The 16,265-nt window shown below is 71.6% G+C and carries 15 protein-coding genes and 1 riboswitch; of the genes, 12 read left to right on the forward strand and 3 right to left on the reverse strand.

Annotated elements, in window-relative coordinates:
* The first annotated feature begins 672 nt into the window (after window positions 1-672).
* A riboswitch (guanidine-III (ykkC-III) riboswitch) is annotated at window positions 673-739 on the forward strand.
* Window positions 740-751: 12 nt separating this feature from the next.
* From B042_RS0105635 to B042_RS0105645, 3 genes are all read left to right on the forward strand, one after another.
* The gene (locus B042_RS0105635) at window positions 752-1,066 is read left to right on the forward strand and encodes a multidrug efflux SMR transporter (protein WP_028647450.1); all 315 of its coding nucleotides are present in this window, start codon (window positions 752-754) and stop codon (window positions 1,064-1,066) included.
* Between the two features lies 1 nt (window position 1,067).
* The gene (locus tag B042_RS0105640) at window positions 1,068-1,472 is read left to right on the forward strand and encodes a multidrug efflux SMR transporter (RefSeq protein ID WP_028647451.1); all 405 of its coding nucleotides are present in this window, start codon (window positions 1,068-1,070) and stop codon (window positions 1,470-1,472) included.
* Between the two features lie 87 nt (window positions 1,473-1,559).
* On the forward strand, window positions 1,560-3,647 hold the full coding sequence (locus B042_RS0105645) for an acyltransferase family protein (protein ID WP_081748614.1): 2,088 nt from the start codon (window positions 1,560-1,562) through the stop codon (window positions 3,645-3,647).
* 16 nt (window positions 3,648-3,663) lie between these two features.
* On the opposite strand, the gene B042_RS0105650 is transcribed toward B042_RS0105645, so the two are convergent.
* A complete protein-coding gene (locus B042_RS0105650; protein ID WP_051415503.1) occupies window positions 3,664-4,686 on the reverse strand; it encodes a hypothetical protein in 1,023 nt (340 codons plus the stop codon).
* A gap of 668 nt (window positions 4,687-5,354) precedes the next feature.
* Window positions 5,355-5,765 carry a YkvA family protein gene (locus B042_RS22050; protein WP_051415495.1) on the reverse strand — a complete coding sequence of 137 codons (411 nt, stop codon included), beginning with the start codon at window positions 5,763-5,765 and terminating at the stop codon, window positions 5,355-5,357.
* A 582-nt stretch (window positions 5,766-6,347) separates the two neighbouring features.
* Between B042_RS22050 and B042_RS22055 the strand changes: the two genes are divergently transcribed.
* From B042_RS22055 to B042_RS22065, 9 genes are all read left to right on the forward strand, one after another.
* Window positions 6,348-7,379, forward strand: coding sequence for a hypothetical protein (locus B042_RS22055; RefSeq protein ID WP_036554047.1), 1,032 nt, complete (start codon window positions 6,348-6,350; stop codon window positions 7,377-7,379).
* Window positions 7,380-7,435: 56 nt separating this feature from the next.
* Entirely contained in the window at window positions 7,436-8,224 is a 789-nt protein-coding gene (gene cpaB, locus B042_RS0105665; RefSeq protein WP_028647454.1) for a Flp pilus assembly protein CpaB, read from the forward strand.
* A 3-nt stretch (window positions 8,225-8,227) separates the two neighbouring features.
* Window positions 8,228-9,550, forward strand: a complete 1,323-nt coding sequence (locus tag B042_RS22060) for an AAA family ATPase (RefSeq protein WP_036554050.1) — start codon at window positions 8,228-8,230, stop codon at window positions 9,548-9,550.
* A gap of 43 nt (window positions 9,551-9,593) precedes the next feature.
* On the forward strand, window positions 9,594-9,950 hold the full coding sequence (locus tag B042_RS0105675; protein WP_028647455.1) for a hypothetical protein: 357 nt from the start codon (window positions 9,594-9,596) through the stop codon (window positions 9,948-9,950).
* Entirely contained in the window at window positions 9,947-10,333 is a 387-nt protein-coding gene (locus tag B042_RS0105680; RefSeq protein ID WP_028647456.1) for a TadE/TadG family type IV pilus assembly protein, read from the forward strand. The genes B042_RS0105675 and B042_RS0105680 overlap by 4 nt, the downstream gene beginning before the upstream one ends.
* Window positions 10,334-10,381: 48 nt before the next feature.
* The gene (locus B042_RS0105685) at window positions 10,382-11,695 is read left to right on the forward strand and encodes a CpaF family protein (RefSeq protein ID WP_028647457.1); all 1,314 of its coding nucleotides are present in this window, start codon (window positions 10,382-10,384) and stop codon (window positions 11,693-11,695) included.
* Window positions 11,692-12,624 carry a type II secretion system F family protein gene (locus B042_RS0105690; RefSeq protein ID WP_028647458.1) on the forward strand — a complete coding sequence of 311 codons (933 nt, stop codon included), beginning with the start codon at window positions 11,692-11,694 and terminating at the stop codon, window positions 12,622-12,624. The genes B042_RS0105685 and B042_RS0105690 overlap by 4 nt, the downstream gene beginning before the upstream one ends.
* A gap of 11 nt (window positions 12,625-12,635) precedes the next feature.
* Window positions 12,636-13,541, forward strand: coding sequence for a type II secretion system F family protein (locus tag B042_RS0105695; RefSeq protein ID WP_028647459.1), 906 nt, complete (start codon window positions 12,636-12,638; stop codon window positions 13,539-13,541).
* Window positions 13,542-13,736: 195 nt separating this feature from the next.
* On the forward strand, window positions 13,737-15,194 hold the full coding sequence (locus B042_RS22065; protein ID WP_051415496.1) for a serine/threonine-protein kinase: 1,458 nt from the start codon (window positions 13,737-13,739) through the stop codon (window positions 15,192-15,194).
* A gap of 249 nt (window positions 15,195-15,443) precedes the next feature.
* Here the strand turns inward: B042_RS22065 and B042_RS0105705 are convergent, their stop codons facing one another.
* Window positions 15,444-15,905, reverse strand: a complete 462-nt coding sequence (locus tag B042_RS0105705; protein WP_028647460.1) for a hypothetical protein — start codon at window positions 15,903-15,905, stop codon at window positions 15,444-15,446.
* Window positions 15,906-16,265 lie beyond the last annotated feature (360 nt).

Consider the following 16,265-nt stretch of genomic DNA (forward strand, 5'->3'; position numbering starts at 1 on the left):
CCGCTGCGGCTGGCCGGGTCCCGACGGGCGTCCACGGTCATCCGGGTGGCGCGTTCGCGCAGCTCATCGGGGTATTTCCTCGGTGCTGGCATGTCTCTCATCCTTCCCAGGTTTGAGAGCCTCCATCACACCCGGCACGAGACACACCAGAGCAAAAGCGCTTAGATCAGGGCCTTTCGCGTGTGCGGCCGGGGCAGCCCGGGGCCGTTCCTGAAGGAGACCGACAGGGGTGCCAGGTGGTAGGCGCTGTGTTCGGCCTCTTGTGCCACGAACATCCGCGATTCGGGATCGGCGGAGACGTATTCCAGGGTGGGTGGAACCGAGACCGGGCCACCGAGGAAGACGCGCCCGGTCAGCGGGGCGGAGCCTGCGGAGACCGGCCGTACCGGCGAAGAGGCGTGTCCGGCCCTCGGGTTCCGTCCTCCGAATCCGGCCCCGGGGGCGACTCGGCCAGTTCCGGAGGAGCGAACTGGAATATGGGCCTCCTTCGGGAGGAAACACCTGGTATGGGGAAATACCCGGCAATGCCCGCCCTAGTCGTTTCTCCGGTACCGCGAAGATGATCGGAACAGACGGGCGAACACCTGCCGAACGGCGTCGTCACCCGGGAAGCCGAGGCACTGTGACGGCTCTGACGTGCCGTGGCCGTTCCGGGCCGGGTAGTGTCGGTCACCGGAGCCCGGCGATCGGGTTCGCGGACGAGGGAGCAGTACCCGCACCACGACAAGACTGCCACGAAGGGGTCACCGTCATGGCGTGGATCGTGCTCATCGTCTCGGGCATGCTGGAGGCCGTCTGGGCCGCGGCGCTGTCCGCCTCCCAGGGGTTCAGGCACCGGCGCCCCACCCTGCTGTTCTTCGTCTCTCTCGGCCTGAGCATGGGTGGCCTCTCCTGGGCCATGACCTCCCTGCCCACCGGCACCGCCTACGCGGTCTGGGTCGGTGTCGGCGCCACCCTGACGGTGTTCTGGGGGGTCTTCAGCGGTCAGGAGCGGATGACCGCCGCCCGGCTCCTGCTGCTGCTCCTGCTGGTCGGATCGGTCATCGGCCTGAAGGCGGTGAGCTGACGTGCCGTGGTTCGTCCTGCTCGCCAGCGCCGTGTTCGAGGCCGCCTGGGCCACCGCGCTGGGCATGTCGGACGGTTTCTCCCGCCCCGGGCCCACGGCCGTGTTCCTCGTCACCCTGACCATCAGCATGCTCGGCCTCGGCTGGTCCGCCAAACACATAACGATCGGCACCGCCTACGCTGTGTGGGTCGGTGTCGGTGCAGCCCTCACTGTCGCCTGCGCGATGGCCACCGGAGCAGAGAGCGCCTCACCCGTCAAGGTCGTCTTCATCGCCGGGATCGTCGCCGCGGTGATCGGGCTTAAGCTCGTCCCGGAAAGCCCGCGGACCGGTCCCAGGCGGAGCCCCGAGAAGGGCCGGGCACCGGGCGGCGCCCCCACGCACAGCCCGGAGTCCGACCGGAGGTAAACGCCGCGCCGACGGTGTGCCCCGGCCTTCTCCGGCCGGAGCGCCGCGAACCCCCGCCAACACAGCGTGCACAGACAGGATGACCGAATGCGCCCGAACCTCACCCGGCGTTCGACCCCGTTGTCGGCCCCCGAGACCGGGGAGGGATGCCCTCCCGCGCCGCCGGCTGGGGACGGTCGGCGCTTCCGCCCCGAGGTCCAGGGGCTGCGCGCCCTGGCGGTCCTGCTCGTCCTGGTGTACCACCTGGACGAGCGGCTCCTGCCCGGCGGCTATGTCGGCGTCGACGTCTTCTTCGTCATCTCCGGTTTCCTGATCACGTCTCTGCTGTACCGCGAGGCGACCGGGAACGGCCGGGTCTCGCTGGTCCGCTTCTACGTGCGCCGAGTCCGGCGGCTCCTGCCCGCCTCGATCGTCGTGCTCGTGGTGACCGGCACCGCCTCGCTCCTGCTGCTGCCGATCACCCGTGTCGCTGACACCGCCTGGCAGCTCATCGCCTCCGCGGCCTACGTCGAGAACCTCTACCTCGCCGACCAGGCCGTGGACTACCTCGCCGCGGAGACCCCGCCCAGCCCCGTGCAGCACTTCTGGTCGCTGTCGGTGGAGGAACAGTTCTACGTCGTCTGGCCGCTGCTGTTCGCCCTCTGGCTGCCGGCCCGGCGGCTCTGGCGCAGCGGAACGGCGGTCCTGGTCGCCTTGCTGGGCGGGGTCTTCGCCCTGTCCCTGGCCGCCTCCGTCTTCCAGGTGGGAGGCGCGACGGCCTACTTCCTTCCCACTACACGGGCCTGGGAGCTCGCCGCCGGCGGCCTGCTGGCCATCGCCCTGGCCCACGGCCGACTGCCCGCTGCGCTGCGGCCGTTCCTGGGCTGGGCCGGCCTGGCGGCGATCGTCAGCTCGGCCGCGCTCTACGACTCCGGGACCGTCTTCCCCGGCTGGGCCGCCCTCCTGCCCGTGCTGGGCACGGTGGCGGTGATCGCCGCGGAGGACTCCCCCGGCCACCTGTCCGCCTCGGCGCTACTGAGCACGCGTCCGGCCCGCTTCATCGGCGACGTCTCCTACTCGCTCTACCTGTGGCACTGGCCGGTCATCATCCTCACCCTCGCGGTGCTGCAACGGGACACCCTGGGCGTGCTCGGTCTCGTCTTCGCCGCAGCACTGTCCCTGCTGCTGGCGTGGGGGTCGAAGGTGTGGGTGGAGGATCCGGTACGCGCCCGCGGCCTGGTCCCCGACGGGCGCAGGGCCCTCACTGTGGCCGTGGCCGGGCTGGCGGTGGTGAGCGCCGTGGCGGCCGCGGGTCTGGTGCAGGTGGAGCGCGCCCGCAGCGCGGAGTTCGACTCCGGCGTGCACACGGGCCCGGCGGCGCTGGGAACCTCCACCCCGTCCTCCGGGGACCTGCTGTACCCGACACCCTTGGAGGCCGCGGAGGACGTCCCCGTGGTCTACGACGACGGTTGCCAGGCCCCCCATGCGGCCACCGAACCCTTCGACGGGTGCGTGTACGGCCCCGAGGACGCCGAGACGACCGTGGCCGTCGTGGGCGACTCCCACAGCACCCAGTGGTTCCCCGCGCTGGAGGAACTCGCGCGGGAACACGGTTGGCAGCTTCTCATCCGTACCAAGTCCTCCTGCGCTTTCACGGACACGCTGCAGCTCTACGACGGCAGCCCCTACCAGGCATGCCAGGACTACAACCGCGCCGTGGTCGACGAACTGCTCCAGGCTGAGCCCGACCTGGTGTTCACCAGCTCGTCGATCAGAACCGACCCCGCTGAGGCGGAGGCCTCCGACGCGGAGGCGAAGACGGCGGTGGCCGAGGGGATGGCGCGGTTGTGGCGTGAGGTCGCCGCCGCCGGGACCGAGGTCGTCATGATCCGGGACACGCCCCGCACCACCGGTGACGTCCTGGAGTGCCTGTCTGCCAACGGTGACGACCTCGCACGGTGCGACCGCCCCGAGGTGGAGGCGCTGGAGCTCGGCGACCCCCAGGAGCAGGCGGTCGGCATGATCGGTGAGAACGCGGCGCTCATCGACATGAGCGACCGGCTCTGCGGGGAGGGCACGTGCCCGGCGGTGATCGGCAACGTGGTCGTCTACCGCGACTCCCACCACATCACCGCCACCTACGCGCGAATGCTCTCGGAGGACCTGGGCGAGCGCGTCAGCGCGGCGCTCGGCTGAGCGGGGCGGGCCGCGCTCAGCCGTCGGTTCCCGACTGTGTGCCGCCACCGTCGGGCTCCGCTGTCCGCACGGTCTCCGGGAAGAGGACGCGCAGCCGGTGCGCCACTTCGGTGAACCCGGCGCCCGCGAGCAGGTCCACCTGCTCGCGGGCGAAGTCCGCCCGCCGCTCCTCCTCCGTGGAGTCGATGAGGCCGCGGACGATCGCCACCTGCACGTCCTGTTCGGCGGCGGCCCCGGCCGCGGCGCCCTCGGCCGGCCACCAGTAGCTCTCGTACCCCTCCTCGTCGACGTCGCTGCCGGGGCCGCGCTCCGACGGCGGCCCGGCGTCGAAGGGGGTGAGCTCCTCCAGTTCCGCCAGATCGCCGGTCTCCTCCGGAGGCGCGGTCGGCGGGAAGGGGTGCGGGTCCAGACCGTCCTCGGCGGCGCGGATCGCCTCCCACAACTCCCGGTCCTTGCGCAGACCCGCGAGTCTGCGGAGGCGCTCGGCGTCCGCGTCCGGGAGGCGCAGCCGTACGTCCTCGGCCCACGTGACGATCCCCGTGCCGGGCACCGGCCGCTCGGCGGCGAGCAGCGCGCCGAGTTCGCACTCGGCCGGACCGGCGTCGCAGGGCGAGACCTCGCGGGCGAGGTCGGCGGCAGCGGTCACCACGGCGTGCACGGCGGGGGCCGCCGGGTTGCGCAGGCGCAGGTCCACGTATCCGTCCCAGCGCCAGTGGACCACGGCGGAGAACTCCAAGCGGTGGTCGGCGGCGGCGCTGCGCAGCGCGACGGTGCGCACGCGCGTGCCCGGGACCGCGTCTTCGGCTGGGTCGCTTCCGGGGCCGTCCCGGCCGACTGCGTCGGTGCCGTCGGGGGGTCCGGCCTGCTGCGCGCCGCTAGGGGGCACCGGGCGGCGTGTCCGGGGGAGCAGGGCGGCGGCCAAGAGAAGGGCGGGACCCCACAGCAGAAGCCATACCGGGGGGAGGAGGTAGGCACCGCAGGGGGCGATGAGCAGGAGCGCGCCGAGGGCCAGGGCTCGCGGACGGAGGACGGGGGACACGGCGGGCACGTCTCCTCTCGCGGTGCGTGGTGGGGGCGGGAACGGGCGGCCCCGGCGTCCGGCGGGGCCGCTTGCGCACCAGTCTGCCGGAGTGCCCGGCTTCGGGAGGCGGTAACGGCCCTCTTCGCGGGGAAAAGCGCGGAACGCGCCACCCGGTTTCGGGGGCCCTCCCGCACAGGGGCCCGTCCCGGTCCGGGCCAGGGGGCCGGGAGCCCGGGGGGCGGCTGTCCGGGGGGAGCCGCCTCCGTGCGGGGGGCCGGCGGGTCACAGGGGCCGATCAACCGTCGGGGCCAGGAGGGGGAGGCACGTGGGGACTTCTCCTTTCGGTGTTCCGGCCGCCCCGGACGAAAACGGAGCAAAAAGGCCGGATGAGGAGGGGCGCCGCTGTTCGAACACGTTCTACGGTGGCACCAACGGCCGGGGCGATCAAATCGACCTGTGGAAAAACACACGCGGAACACCGCCCTACCGTGCGGCGGGGCGGAGAACACATGTATCGACCGATGGCCGCACTGATGGCGTCGAAGCACGCATCGGGTGCGCGGATTCCTGATACCGGTATGTCGGCGCGGCCTTCTCGGGGGATCGGCCCTGGCTGCCTTTGCGTCCCCTGGTCACCTGCCCGGGGCCGGCCGCCGACGAGGAGCGGCGCCCGGCGGCTCGCGCGCTCAGTTCTCCGAGGCGGCCTTCCGGTCGGACTTCTTCGGTCCGGTCCCGGCCCCGGCGTTGTCCCGGTCGAACGCCTCCTGGGCCCGGCCGTCGCGCTCCCAGGTGACGAAGCGCTCACTCTCGCCCAGGAGCATGGTGGTGAGCCACACGGCGGCACCGACGTCGTCGGTGATACCCAGCAGCGGCACCAGGAGTTCGGGGATGAAGTCGACCGGGGAGAGGATGTAGACCACCAAGAGGATCATCCCGGCGAACTTGGCGGGGGTGAGCTCCTTGTAGTGCCCCTTGGCCCGGGCACCGATCATTCTCGGAACGGCCTTCACCCGCTGCCACACGGAGATGTCGCCGCGGGTGTTCTGGACGACCTGCCAGGCGGCGGCGCCCGCCGCGGCCCGATTCTCCTTGCGCATCGTTCTCCTCCTCGGGGGGACACACCGCTTCTCACGATGTGACGTGATCGGCGCCTGATTCGTTCCCCGGTCCCGGCAGGCCAACCACGGTCCGGGGTCTCGAAACGGCGCCGTGTCCGTCCTCACCCCGCACTCCTCCGTCCACAGATTCCGGAGGAGGTGTTGAGACCACCGCACACCTGCGGGATCCTTGGATCGTCACAGCGCCGGAGAACAGGGCGCACGCCCTCCCACACGACCCCTTTTCCCGACCACTAGCGATCACGCCCCGCTTTGTCCACGGCGTGGCCACATCCGGCCATGACCCATACGACATTTCGGCGGGTACACAACCTCCCATCCACTCTCCGATCCCCACTGCCAGCACCGGAACCCGAAATACCGGCCACGGCCCTCCCACCACACCGCCGACCGCCTCGGGCACCGCCCGATTCCCACAGCCGAAAGGGGCGAATACGAGGACTCCCCCGCTGAGCCACACATTCGTTACGATGCGTCCGAGCGGCTTCTCCGAACGGCAATGCCGGACCGGACCGGACATCCCGTCAGCCCCCAGCGCTCAGAACCGATGGAGCTTGCCCAGTGTCCAATGCCCTTCCACGCTCGGCGACGACCGTCGCCCTGTTGGCGGACGTCCCCAGCACGGGCCACGTGGGTGAGGTCCGGGCACGGCGGTTCACGATGCACGGCGACGGTATCGGCGAACGCAGCGCGGAGTTCGTCTCCTTCGCCCAGCAGGAGCTCGCCGCCGGACGCAAGGTCGTCGCCCTCTACCCCGCCTGGCGCGCCGAACGCCCCGAACGCGCGATCAACTTCGTACGCGGCGCCGCGGGCACCGACCATGTCGCCGGGATGGCCCTGAACCTCTCCCCACTGGCCCTGTCACTGATCGCCGACCAGCTCGCCTACCTCGCCCCCTACCTCCCCCCGGGGATGGTCGCCGCGCTCTGCGAGGAACTGCCCCGGCACATCCTGGCCGGCGCATGGCTGCGCTCGGTCTCCAACCTGTCCACCATCCCCACCTCCCTGCGCCAGCACATGGGCTCCTACGCGCCGTCGGTCTCCTTCCTCGCCTACTGCGCCCCCATCGCCCGCGTGGAACGCCTGCGCCCCTCCGACCCGGTGGGGTCGCTGCCCTTCCAGCCCGTGCAGCCGGTCCAACTGCTGTGCTCCACACCGGACCCGGGGATCACCCGGACCTTCGACGACCACCTACCGCCCGCCGTCCGCCCCGTGGCCACCCGCAGCCTGCCCGCCCAGCCGCTGGGACCCGAGTACTGGGGCAGCGCCAGGTACGTGGAGTTCGTGGCGCTGAGCGCCCACCCCCAAGCGCTGGCCTACGCGGCCGGCTCCATCCGCGCCTCGGCCTGCTCCTGGTGCGGTGAGCCCACGGCCGCCCCGCGCTGCCCCTTCTGCTCCGCCACCGCCTCACGGACCCCGGTGCCGCCGATCGGCGGGCAGCCCGCGCCGGCCCCCGACGGCCGCGCCGCCCCCCGCACCGCGCAGGACCCCCCGCCGGCCACCGACGCCTCCGCCCCGGCTCCCCCGCCCCAGACCCCGCCGGTCCCGGGACCGCCTCCCCAGTCCGACCCCCACCGGTCCTACTCCCACTAGCGCTCTGTCCGCCTCGCGCGCCGCCCGATGACAAGGAAACGAAAGAGCCGTCCATGATGAACCCCCGCCAGCGACGAGGCGTCCTGCTCATGACCGTGGCGGCGATCGGTGCCGTCGCCGTGTTCGCCTCCGTGTTCACCTACCTCAGCTCCCAGCAGGAGCGGCTCGGCGACACCGCCACCGTCCTGCGCCTGGCGGCGGACGTGGACGCCTACCAACCCATCGGGGAGGAGTCCGTCGAGGCCGTCCAGGTGCCCCGCCTGTACTTCGACCCGGAGATCTTCATCACCGACCTCTCCGAGGTGGAGACCCCCGCCGACCAACAACTGGTCGCCGCCGCCCACCTCAGGGAGGGCGTCTACCTCCAGCAGGGCATGGTGCTGCCCCAGCCCACCCTCACCGAGGGCGAACGCGAGATCGCCATCATGGTCAACGCCGAGACCGGTGTGGCCGGCAAGGTCACCCGCGGCTCCATCGTGGACATCTACGGCACCTTCCAGGCCCGCGACCACGGCGAGGCGTGCGCGGTGCGCGTCATCACCGAGGTCGAGGTCCTCGACATCGGTGAGCTGCGGCCCCAGGAGAGCCCGACCGGCGGCGTGTCCGGGGTCGTCCCCGTCACGTTCCGGCTCGAACCCGAGGACTCGCTCCGGCTCACCTACGCCGAGGACTTCTCCTCCACGCTGCGCCTTGCCCTGGTCGGCCCCGAGGGCGGCGGCTCCCTCGGCTCCGGTGACTTCTGCAGCGGCGACTTCGACGAAATCATCGGTGCCGGGGACGGCACGGGAGACGCGGGCGGCGACCCCCTGGTCCCCGACCAGCGGCGCGCGCCGGAGAGGGGATAGACCGTGAACTTCCGCGTACTGGCGGGGATGCCCAACTCCGCGTCGGAGATGGTGCTCGCCGCGCGCTTCGAGGAACTGGACACGGCCGACCTGGTGGCCATCCGCCCCACCACCTCCACGCTGATGGACACGGCCGGGGAGTTCCGCGACCTGGACGTGGTCCTCGTCCACCAGGACCTCGGCCCGGCCCCGGTGTTCGACGCGATCCGGGACCTGTCGCACCGCCACCCCCATCTGGCGATCCTGCTGGTGTCGACGACCATGGACCCCGACACCTTCACGGGGGCCATGGAGGCGGGCGCGCGCGGGGTGCTCCCCGAAGACGCCGGAGCCGCCGAACTGGAGACGCGGGTGTCCAAGGCGGCCGAGTGGTCGCGTACCCTGCGCCGTCACCTGGAGTCGGCCTCCCTGGACCTGCCGGCCTCCTCCGGAGTGCGCGGCCGTCTGGTCACGGTCAACGGCGCCAAGGGCGGTGTGGGCACCACCACCTGCGCGGTCCACCTGGCGATGACGGCGGCCGCGGCGGGACGCGTGGTCTGCCTGGTCGACCTCGACCTGCAGACCGGCGACGTGCCCGCCTTCCTCAACGTGCGCCACCGGCGCTCCATCACCGATCTCGTGGACTCCGGGGACGACATCAGCCCCAGCATGCTGGCGGACACCCTCTACGTGGACCCGCGCGGCCCGCACGTGCTGCTCGCCCCCGAACACGGGGAACGAGGTGAGGACGTGGACGCCCGCGCCGTCCGCCGGGTCCTGTCGGCCCTGCGCTCACGGTACGAACTGGTCATTGCCGACTGCGGCTCGGCCATGAGCGAGGCCACCGCCATGGCCGTGGAGACCGCCGACGCCTCGGTGGTCGCCGTCACTCCCGACGTTCCGGCCATGCGCGGTGCCGGGCGGCTCATGGCCATGTGGGAAAGGTTGCAGATCCGCTCGCGCGACTCGGTGTTCGCCCTGGTCACCAGGCACAGTCGCAAGAACGAGGTGCAGCCGGACTTCGTGCGGCAACTCCTGGGGACCAAGGTACTGCGTACCCCCGTCCCGGCCGACTACCGCGCTCTGGAGCCGGGGGAGAACAACGGCGACCCCACCAAGGTCACCGATGAGGCGCTGCGCAAGGCCTTCGGGCGGCTGGCGGCCGAACTGGGTCTGCTGGAGCCGCCCGCCGGAAGCGGCGGCAAGGGCGGCTCCGCGCCCTCCGGCCCGACGGCCTCGCCCGCCACCCACGACATGTCCGGGTTCCTGGACGCCTTCCCGGGCGGCGGGGCGGCTGGCCTCGCCCGGGGCGGCCACACGGCCGGAAGCGGAGGGTTCGGTGGCTGAGCGGGCGACCGGGCGCGGACGGGGCGACCGCGGCGGGGCGATCGTGGAGTTCGCGGCGACGCTGCCCTTCCTGGGGCTGGCCCTGGCCCTGGTGTGGCAGGTCCTCCTGATCGGGCTCACCGCCATGTACGCCTCGCACGGTGCTGCCGAGGCCGCACGCCAAGCCGCCGTGACCCCCGACGACATGGAGCGCATCGACGCCGAGGCCCGCAAGCGCGTCCGCGCGCCGTGGGACGGCGAGAACGTGCTCACGGTGGAGATCACGGACCGCGGCGGCGCGCGTTACGCGCAGGTCACCCTGGCCATGCCGGTGTTCCTGCCCGGGACGGACGGCCCCTGGGACATCACCGCCGAGGCCGTGGTCGTGACCGAGGTGCGGCCGAGGGGGGCGCCCACGTGAGTGAGAGGACCGCGCGTGCGCGGCGAAACCGACGCGACTCCGACCGGGGCGGCCCCCTCATGGAGTTCGCGGCCATGTTCCCGTTCCTGCTTCTGATCTGCGTCATGTCGATTGAGGTGTTCATGACCTTCGTGGCGGCCGAGCGCATGGAGTCGGCCGCGCGGGCCGGGGCGCGTGTGGCCGGGGAGCAGTCGAGGCTCGGGGCGCTGGATACCGCACGCGACTCCCTGCCCTCGTGGATGCAGGACCACGCGTGGATCGACAGCGGCGACAACGACAGCGGCGGCTACTACGTGGAGATCACCTACTCCCTGCCGGTCGTGTTCTCGTCGGTGCCGCTGGACCTGTCGATCACGCGCCGCGTGGACATGCCCCATGTGTGAGGTCGGTGCGGACCCCGCCGCGCGGGGACGCGAGAGAAGGAGGCGACCGTGGGTCTGAGGGACCGTCTGGAAGAGGACGGCACCGGCGCGGAGCGCGGCGAGCACGGCGGTGTGACACACTGGCGCCGCCGCCTGCTGGAGGAGATCAACCTGGAGGACCTCACCCGGCTCACCCTGGCGCAGCGCCGGGTGCGGCTGGAGAAGGTCGTCGGGCACATCCTCTCCCGCGAGGGGCCGGTGCTGTCGGACCGTGAGCGGTCGGTGCTGATCCGCCGCGTGGTCGACGAGGCCTTGGGGCTGGGCGTGCTGGAGCCGCTGCTGGCCGACGAGACCGTCACCGAGATCATGGTGAACGGCCCCGACCACGTGTTCGTCGAGCGAGCCGGGCGCATGCAGCGCGTGGACGCCACGTTCAACGGCGAGGAGCAGTTGTACCAGACCATCGACCGGATCGTCTCCCTGGTCAACCGCCGGGTGGACGAGTCCTCACCCATGGTGGACGCGCGCCTGCCCACGGGTGAGCGGGTGAACGTCATCATCCCGCCGCTGTCGCTGTCCGGGCCGGTGCTGACCATCCGCCGCTTCCCCCGGCCCTACCCCGTCGAGGAGCTCGTGCGCATGGGCAGCCTGGACACACCTACGGGCCTGCTGCTGGCCGCGATGGTGCGGGCGCGGTTCAACATCGTGGTCTCCGGGGGGACCGGCAGCGGCAAGACGACGTTCCTCAACGCCTTGTCGGCGTTCGTGCCCACCAGCGAGCGTATCGTCACCATCGAGGACTCCGCCGAACTCCAACTGATGCAGGAGCACGTGGTGCGGTTGGAGTCGCGCCCGCCCAACATCGAGGGCCGGGGCGGGATCGCCATCCGCGACCTGGTGCGCAACGCTCTGCGGATGCGTCCGGACCGCATCATCGTCGGCGAGGTGCGCGGGGCGGAGACCATCGACATGCTCCAGGCCATGAACACCGGCCACGACGGTTCGCTGGTCACCGTGCACGCCAACTCCGCCGAGGACGCGATCCACCGGTTGCAGACCCTGGCGACCCTGGGCGAGCAGCACATCCCCTACGAAGCGATCCGCGACCAGATCAACAACGCCGTCGACGCCATCGTGCACCTGGGCCGGTGGCCGGACGGCTCGCGCCGCGTCAACGGCGTCTCCGTGGTCTCCTCCCGCAGGCGCGAGGAGTTCCGGCTGGAGCCGGTGATGTCCTTCGACGCCCTGCCGATGGGAACACACCGGTCCATGGAGGGCACCTTCCGCCACCTGCCGCTGCCCCGGCACGTGGCGGGACGGATCTACCAAGTGGGCGAGACCGTCCCCGCCGCGTTCGGCGTGGCGACCGAGGAGGCACGATGACCTGGCAGATGGCCGCGATCCTGGGTGCTCTGGCCCTCGTGCTCGCCCTGGCGCTGTGGGCGCTGTGGGAGTTCGTGGCCAGTTCCCAGCAGCGGCGGCTCATCGCGGCGCGCAGCGCTCTGGCGGAGGCCGAATACGCCGCGTCCACGCCCTCGGCCCGGCTGGAGGCGGCGATCCACCGCACCGAGTGGGGTGCCCGGCTGCACCGGCGCATCGCGCGCTCGGGCGCGCAGGTGCGGGTGTCCACCTTCGTCCTGGCCCTCATGGGTTTCTCCCTGCTGGCGGTAGTGGTCGTGTGGCAGGTGCTGGCGCCGTTCTTCGGCCTGCTCGCGGTGGCGGGGGTGGCGTTCCTGTTCTTCTCCTACCTGAACCGGGCCGAGGCCAGGCGGCGCGAGGAGTTCACCGCGCAACTGCCCGACCTGGCGCGGGTCCTGGGCAACGCCACCTCGGCGGGGCTGGCGATGCCGACCGCGGTGGCCATGGCGGCCGAGGAGCTGGACGGGCCGGCCGGTGAGGAGCTGGGCCGGATGGCCGAGTCCATGAAGGTCGGGGCGAGCTTCGAGGAGGCCGTGCGGGAGCTGCGCGAGCGGATGCCCTCCCGGGAGCTGGGCGTGCTGCTGTCGACACTGGTCGTGGCGTCCCGCTCGGGCGGTTCGCTGGTCACGGCGCTGCGCAACATCTCCACCACGCTGGAGAACCGCAAGGAGACGCGGCGCGAGGTGCAGACCGTGCTCAGCGAGACCACGAGCACCGTGTGGGCGCTGGGCTTCATGTCGGTGGGTGCCCTGTTCATGATCAACGCCATCGAACCCGGGATCATGCGGACCATGACCACCTCGGTCGAGGGCATCGCGGTGCTCATGGTGGTGGCGGCGCTGTTCACGACCGGCTTCCTGCTGGTCGCCCGGATCACCAGGATCGACCTGTAGGAGACGACGTGCTGAACTCGATCCCCCTGGTGCCGCTGGCCGCGGGGCTGGCCGCCGCCCTGGTGGTACTCCTGGCCTGCTACGGCGCGCATCTGGCCACGTCCGGGACCCGGGTCCGGGTGGGTGGCCCGGCCGCACCGCAGCGCGACGCTCCGGAGCGCACGTTCGTGCTGCACCGGATCACCGAGCTCGTCGGGAGGCCACTGGCGGGTTCGATGGTGGCCTCGATGTCCGAACAGCGGCGTGCGTCGATCATGCGGCGGATCGAGGCGGCGGGGCGGCCCGACGGGCTGACCCTCACCCGCTACGTGCAGCGCAGGATCGGCGAGACGGTGATCTACGGCGGGGGCGGCCTGCTGATGCTGTTCTCGGGCAACGCCGTGCTCGCGGTGCTGGTCTTCGCGTTCGCGGCGCTGACCGACTTCAACCTGTACGTGCAGGGCCAGGAGCGCTCGGACAAGGTGCAGTCGCAACTGCCGGACTTCCTGGACGTGCTCGCGGTGACGGTGAGCGCGGGGCTGTCGTTCCGGGCGTCGCTGGCGCGGGCGGCCGATTCGATGCCGGGTGTGCTGGCCGACGAGTTCAAGCTGGCGTTGCAGCAGATGGAACTGGGGACCTCCCGCCGGGAGGCCTTCGACATGCTGCGGCGCCGCAACCGCAACGACTCGCTGAGCAAGTTCGTGACCGCCATCCAGCAGGCGGAGGAGCTGGGCGCTCCGCTGGGCGACACGCTGGTGGACATCAGCCAGGACATGCGCCGCGCGGACGCGCAGTACATGCGCCGCAAGGCCCAGCGGATGAACCCCCGGGTGACGATGGTGACGGCGGTGACGCTGCTGCCGGGGCTGCTGCTGCTCATCGTGGGGTCGATGTTCCTGGGCACGGAGGTCGACCTGGGCCTGATCCTGGGCGGGTGAACCGCGGCGGGGCGACCGCTGCGAGCGGCCAGGGCCACAGACCGTGACCTGCCGGGTCCCGGACACCTTCACGTAAGTTAAATATGCTGACATGTCGGATACCGCCATAGACGGTACCGACGCTGCGGGTCCCCTGCCCCGGGCCCGACACAGCCGTCCCCTTGGCCCTTGCCGCCCCTCCCGCAAGGAGTATCCGTGAAAACTAGCCCCCGTATCGCGGGCCGCTACCGGCTCGACGAGCTCATCGCCACCGGCGGCATGAGCGCGGTCTGGCGGGGCCACGACACCCGGTTGGACCGGACGGTCGCGGTGAAGCTGTTGAAGGACACCGCGTTCCAGGACAACCGCCAGGCCAGGGAACGGTTCGAGCGCGAGGCCCAGGCCGCCGCCCGGCTGAACGGGCACGGGTTCGCGGCCGTCTACGACCGCGGCGAGGACACCGTGGGCCCCGACAGCCTCGCCTACCTGGTGATGGAACTGGTCGAGGGTGAGTCTCTGGCGGCCCTGATCGAACGCCGCGGGAAGCTGCCCCCCGCCCGGGTCATGGAGATCACCGCCTCGGTGGCCACGGCCCTGGAGACCGTTCACTCCGAAGGCATCGTGCACCGCGACATCAAACCGGCCAACATCCTCATCGAGCGGGGCGGCACGGTCAAGCTCGTCGATTTCGGCATCGCCCGGATCAGCGGCACCGCCTCGCTGACCTCCACCGGAACGGTCCTGGGCACCCCCGTCTACGCCTCGCCAGAACAGCTCACCCTCGACGAGATCACCGGGCTCGCCGACGTCTACTCCCTGGGCGTGGTGGCCTACCACGCCCTGGCGGGGAAGCCGCCTTTCACCGCCGACGACCACTACCGGCTGCTCTCGGACCACGTCTCGTCCCCGCCGCCCCCCTTGCCCAGTGACGTACCGAAACAGGTCGCGGCCGTGGTCATGCGAGCACTGGCCAAGGACCCGCGGGAGCGGTGGGGGTCGGCGGAGGAACTGGCCGCAGCCTGCCGGACGGCCGCCGCGGGCCGGACCGACCCGCCGAACACGCGAAGACCCCTGGCGCTGCCCGTCGCGCTGCTGGCGTCCTGCCTCGCCGTCCTCCTGCTGTCGGCCTCCCTCCTGCTGTGGTCACCGTGGTCTGAGGCCGACGGAGGCGAGTCCGCCCAGGGACCCGTCGTCTCCGGTTCCCGGGCCACCGCGCCCGGCCAGGACGGATCGGAGCCGGCGGCCGAGCCGGCGACGGACACCGACGACCGGCCCGGGCACCGGGTCTCGGATCCCGGCGGCTCCTCCGGCGCACAGGAGACCCCCGGCACCGCCCCCTCCCCCACGGGCCCGGCGGCCTCCCCCGAAGGGGGAACGGACCCCGGTCCGGCCCCGTCCCCCGCCGACCCGGGCCAGACGCCCCAGCCGACCGGCGGAACCGTCCCCGACGTGGTCGGCACGACCACCTTCCAGGCCCTCCAGGCCCTGCGCGGTCAGGGGTTCGGCGAGGTCTCCGGCGAACACCGCGCACCGGGGCTGCTCAACCTGCTCATCGCCCCCGCCACCTGCGAGGTGGAGTCACAGAGTCCGGCCGCCGGAACGACGGCCGGACTCGGTGACCCTGTGGTGCTCACCTACTACGCACCCAGTGCCGACGAGGACTGCGGCCTGTAGCGTTCGCTCGACGCCCTCAGCGGGCGGGAACGGGAGCACCGACAGCACCAGGAACAGCTCCGTCTCCTCGTAGGCCAGGTGTGCCCCGCCCACGGCCGGAGAGCGCCCCCTGGTGAGCCGCCTGTCCGGGGGAAGAACGGCCGGGCCCGGAGCGCACGGGCGACGAACACCTGAGAAACGCGCCGGGGCGGGGTGCGGCACCTCTGAGGAGGCCGCACCCCGCCACCGGTCACGGAAGCGGTGGCGGGGTCAGGCCGGGGCCCCGATCGAGCACCCGATGGCGTAGGCGTCGGTCTCCCCGGCGGTGGGGTTCCCGTTCTCCTCGGCGGGCATCACGACGAGGACGACCTCCCACTCGTCACTCTCGAAGGTGTCGGTGCCGCCGACCTCCTCCTGGTTCTCCGCCGTCTCGGCGAAGCCGTCGGCCTCGAAGCCGGCGAGCCCGGCGTCCCTGTCCTCAGAGGAGACGCCGAACACGTTCACGGCGCAGACCTCGCCCTCGGCGGGGTCGGAGGTCGCCCGGAGTTCGTACCCCTCGGGGACGGGGATCTCCTCGGGCCATCGGTCCTGGGCCTCGACGGCGTCCTGGGCCTGCTCGGAGGGCTCGACTTCGGTCTGCTCTGCGGTCGCCCCCTCCGGTTCATCGGAACAGGCGGTCAGCGCGGACGGGGAGAGCAGGACCGCGGCAAGCGCGGTGAGGATGCGGGGCATGGGGAGGTGGTCTTCCCGCGGGGGTCGCGTCGGCCCACGGGCACCGTCCTGGGGCCATGCGGACCGACTCCGCGAAGGGGTGCCACGTCTCCTGAAAAGGGACACAGGCGCCAATAGCCACCCATATCAGGGAAATCACCAGAGATCACATCTGCCACCGATACGCCCGATTTTTCACGGAGCCAGCCCCAGAAGAGACCGGGCTCCACTATCGCCGGACAGGACACCGAAACAAAAGGAAGGGTGGAGCGGGGACACCCCCGTAATCGGCCCCCGCTCCTCACCCCCTATTGTGCCGGACAACAAGTGGAGACGCGCGGATTTCCCGAAAGAAAACACCCCGAGACGCGGAAGCCACTT

It is taken from the genome of Nocardiopsis sp. CNT312, from assembly GCF_000515115.1.
GTDB lineage: Bacteria > Actinomycetota > Actinomycetes > Streptosporangiales > Streptosporangiaceae > Nocardiopsis.

Bases quoted from the DNA above. Each gene is read 5' to 3' on its own strand.
- B042_RS0105635 (WP_028647450.1), top strand. From the start codon at position 752: ATGGCGTGGATCGTGCTCATCGTCTCGGGCATGCTGGAGGCCGTCTGG.
- B042_RS0105645 (WP_081748614.1), top strand. From the start codon at position 1,560: ATGCGCCCGAACCTCACCCGGCGTTCGACCCCGTTGTCGGCCCCCGAG.
- B042_RS22050 (WP_051415495.1), bottom strand. From the start codon at position 5,765: ATGCGCAAGGAGAATCGGGCCGCGGCGGGCGCCGCCGCCTGGCAGGTC.
- cpaB (WP_028647454.1), top strand. From the start codon at position 7,436: ATGAACCCCCGCCAGCGACGAGGCGTCCTGCTCATGACCGTGGCGGCG.
- B042_RS0105690 (WP_028647458.1), top strand. From the start codon at position 11,692: ATGACCTGGCAGATGGCCGCGATCCTGGGTGCTCTGGCCCTCGTGCTC.
- B042_RS0105705 (WP_028647460.1), bottom strand. From the start codon at position 15,905: ATGCCCCGCATCCTCACCGCGCTTGCCGCGGTCCTGCTCTCCCCGTCC.